Below are 2,587 nucleotides of genomic sequence, written 5' to 3'. Positions count from 1 at the left end.
GGAGCGGATCATCGGGCCGCTGGCCCGCGCGGCGCTGGACAACGCGCTGGCGCGCGGGCAGTCCGCGCTGACCGGCCCGGTGGCGCGGGGCGACGCGGCGGCGGTCGCCGGGCATCTGCAGGCGCTGGCCGAGGTGAATTCCGATCTGGCGCAGGCGTATCGGACGAACTCATGGCGCACGGCCCAGCGTGCGCACGCTCCGGAAGGGGTCTTCGAGGTGCTGGCAGAAGCAGGACAGTCATGACCAGGCGCGATGCCCCGAAATTCACTGCCGGCCGGCTGAACGTGTACCAGCGGCCGCGGGACGTCTCCGGGGTGACGCGGGCGCTGCGCACCACCGGACGGCGGATCGTGCTGGTGCCGACGATGGGGGCGCTGCACGACGGCCACCTGGCGTTGATCCGCGCCGCCAGAAGGGTTCCGGGGGCGGCGGTGGTGGTCTCGATCTTCGTCAATCCGCTGCAGTTCGGCGCGAACGAGGATCTCGGCGCCTACCCGCGCACCCTCGACGACGACCTCGACGCGCTGCGCGCCGAAGGCGTCGACATCGCGTTCACCCCGACCGCCGAGGACATGTACCCCCACGGTATGCGCACCACCGTGCATCCGGGGCCGCTTGCCGGTGAGCTCGAAGGTGCTTCGCGCCCAACGCATTTCGCCGGTGTGCTGACGGTGGTGCTGAAGCTGTTCAACATGGTGCGCCCGGACCGCGCCTACTTCGGCGAGAAGGACTTCCAGCAACTGGCGTTGATCCGCCAGATGGTGACCGATTTCGACCTCGACATCGAGATCCAGGGCGTGCCGATCGTGCGTGAGGCCGACGGCCTGGCGATGTCGTCGCGTAACCGCTACCTCGATCCGGTGCAGCGCGAGCAGGCGGGTGCGCTGTCGGCGGCGCTGCTGGCCGGCATGTACGCCGCGTCGGCCGGGGTGAGCGCCGCGCTCGATGCCGCGCGCGCGGTGCTCGACGAGGTGCCCGCGCTGGAACTGGAGTACCTGGAGGTCCGCGACCCCCTGTTGGGGCCGGCCCCCGCCGAGGGCGCAGGCCGGATGCTGATCGCCGCCCGGCTGGGCCGCACCCGCCTGCTCGACAACATCGCCGTGGACATCGGGGCGAGCGCGGGCATCGACGGCCATCCGCGCACGCCGTCCGCGGACAGTCACGAATTGCCTTGGCGGAACTGATGTCAGACGCCGCGTCGCGGTCGCCGAGGTGACGTCGTGCTGTTAGCCATCGACGTCCGCAACACCCACACCGTGGTCGGGCTGATCTCCGGTTCCGGCGACCACGCGAAGGTCGCCCACCACTGGCGCATCCGCACCGAACCGGAGGTGACCGCGGACGAACTCGCGCTCACCATCGACGGCCTCATCGGTGACGACGCCGAGCTGCTGACCGGCGCGGCCGGGCTGTCCACGGTGCCGTCGGTGCTGCACGAGGTCCGGGTGATGCTGGAGCAGTACTGGCCGTCGGTGCCGCATGTGCTGATCGAGCCGGGGGTGCGTACCGGGATCCCGCTGCTGGTCGACAACCCGAAAGAGGTCGGCGCCGACCGGATCGTGAACTGCCTTGCCGCATATCAGAAGTTCGGCACCGCGGCGATTGTGGTCGACTTTGGTTCCTCGATCTGCGTCGACGTCGTCTCGGCGCGCGGCGAGTTCCTCGGCGGTGCGATCGCCCCCGGCGTGCAGGTGTCCTCCGACGCGGCGGCGGAACGTTCGGCGGCACTGCGGCGCGTCGAGCTGACCAGGCCGCGGTCGGTGGTCGGCAAGAACACCGTCGAATGCATGCAGGCCGGCGCGGTGTTCGGCTTCGCCGGGTTGGTCGACGGACTGGTGAACCGCGTGCGCGAAGACGTCGACGGCTTCGGGGGAGACGACGTCAACGTGATCGCCACCGGCCACAGCGCACCGCTGATGCTGGCCGATCTGCACACCGTGCAGCACTACGACCGGCATCTGACGCTCGACGGGCTGCGGATGGTGTTCGAACGCAACCGGGACAATCAGCGGAACAGGGCCAAGCGCTAGAAGGTCGAGCGGCCTGCTCGTCAGGGCCGCGCTAGAAAAACGTGTGAATCAGGTCGACCACCCGGCCGTCGGCGTCGATCTCCGGGATCAGCCGCCATTTGTCGAAAACCGTGCAGGGGTGCGAGATCCCGAACTGCAGCCACTGGCCCACCTCGGCCTCGGTCCCGGGACCCAGCCGCACGTTGGCGTGCTGGTCGTGGAGCCGTTCCACCACGGCTGCGGCGAGGTCCAGCGGGATCGGCATGCCCTGGTCGAACGACACGTCACGCCGGCCCATGGCCAGGATCGCCAGGTCGGGTTCCGGCCGCGACACCACCTGGGCGTGCACCTCCAGCGCGGGTCGCAACCCGGCACCCCCGCCCCGGGTCAGCGGCGAGGTCCGCGCGTAGAGGCCGTGGTCGTGGGTCACGTAGCAGCCGCTGCGCAGCAGCGGGCGCACCGACAGGCCCTGCGGCCAGTCGTTCAATGCGTCGGCGACCGCGTCGAAGTACGTGCTGCCGCCCGCGGTGACGACGACGTCGTCGGTCTCGACCAGCGGCGCCAGCCGCAGGACCGT

The 2,587-nt window shown here is 70.4% G+C and carries 4 protein-coding genes; 3 read left to right on the top strand and 1 reads right to left on the bottom strand.

Going from position 1 to position 2,587, the window contains the following annotated elements:
- The 3 genes from MVA01S_RS29500 to MVA01S_RS29490 form a co-directional block, all read left to right on the top strand.
- Positions 1–244: DUF2520 domain-containing protein (locus MVA01S_RS29500; RefSeq protein WP_159426389.1), on the top strand; the 244-nt coding region annotated here is incomplete at its 5' end.
- Positions 241–1,185, top strand: a complete 945-nt coding sequence (gene panC / locus MVA01S_RS29495) for a pantoate--beta-alanine ligase (RefSeq protein ID WP_003930683.1) — start codon at positions 241–243, stop codon at positions 1,183–1,185. The genes MVA01S_RS29500 and panC, both read left to right, overlap by 4 nt.
- A 36-nt stretch (positions 1,186–1,221) precedes the next feature.
- The gene (locus MVA01S_RS29490; RefSeq protein WP_003930682.1) at positions 1,222–2,031 is read left to right on the top strand and encodes a type III pantothenate kinase; all 810 of its coding nucleotides are present in this window, start codon (positions 1,222–1,224) and stop codon (positions 2,029–2,031) included.
- A 31-nt stretch (positions 2,032–2,062) separates the two neighbouring features.
- On the opposite strand, the gene MVA01S_RS29485 is transcribed toward MVA01S_RS29490, so the two are convergent.
- On the bottom strand, positions 2,063–2,587 hold a 525-nt coding region (locus tag MVA01S_RS29485), incomplete at its 5' end, for a type III PLP-dependent enzyme domain-containing protein (protein ID WP_494337739.1).

Origin of the sequence: Mycolicibacterium vaccae NBRC 14118 = CIP 105934 (assembly GCF_001552715.1) — a bacterium.
In the GTDB taxonomy this organism is placed as follows: domain Bacteria; phylum Actinomycetota; class Actinomycetes; order Mycobacteriales; family Mycobacteriaceae; genus Mycobacterium; species Mycobacterium vaccae.
The sequence above is the reverse complement of the archived record's forward strand: the minus strand, read 5'-3'. Positions and strand labels throughout refer to the sequence as shown.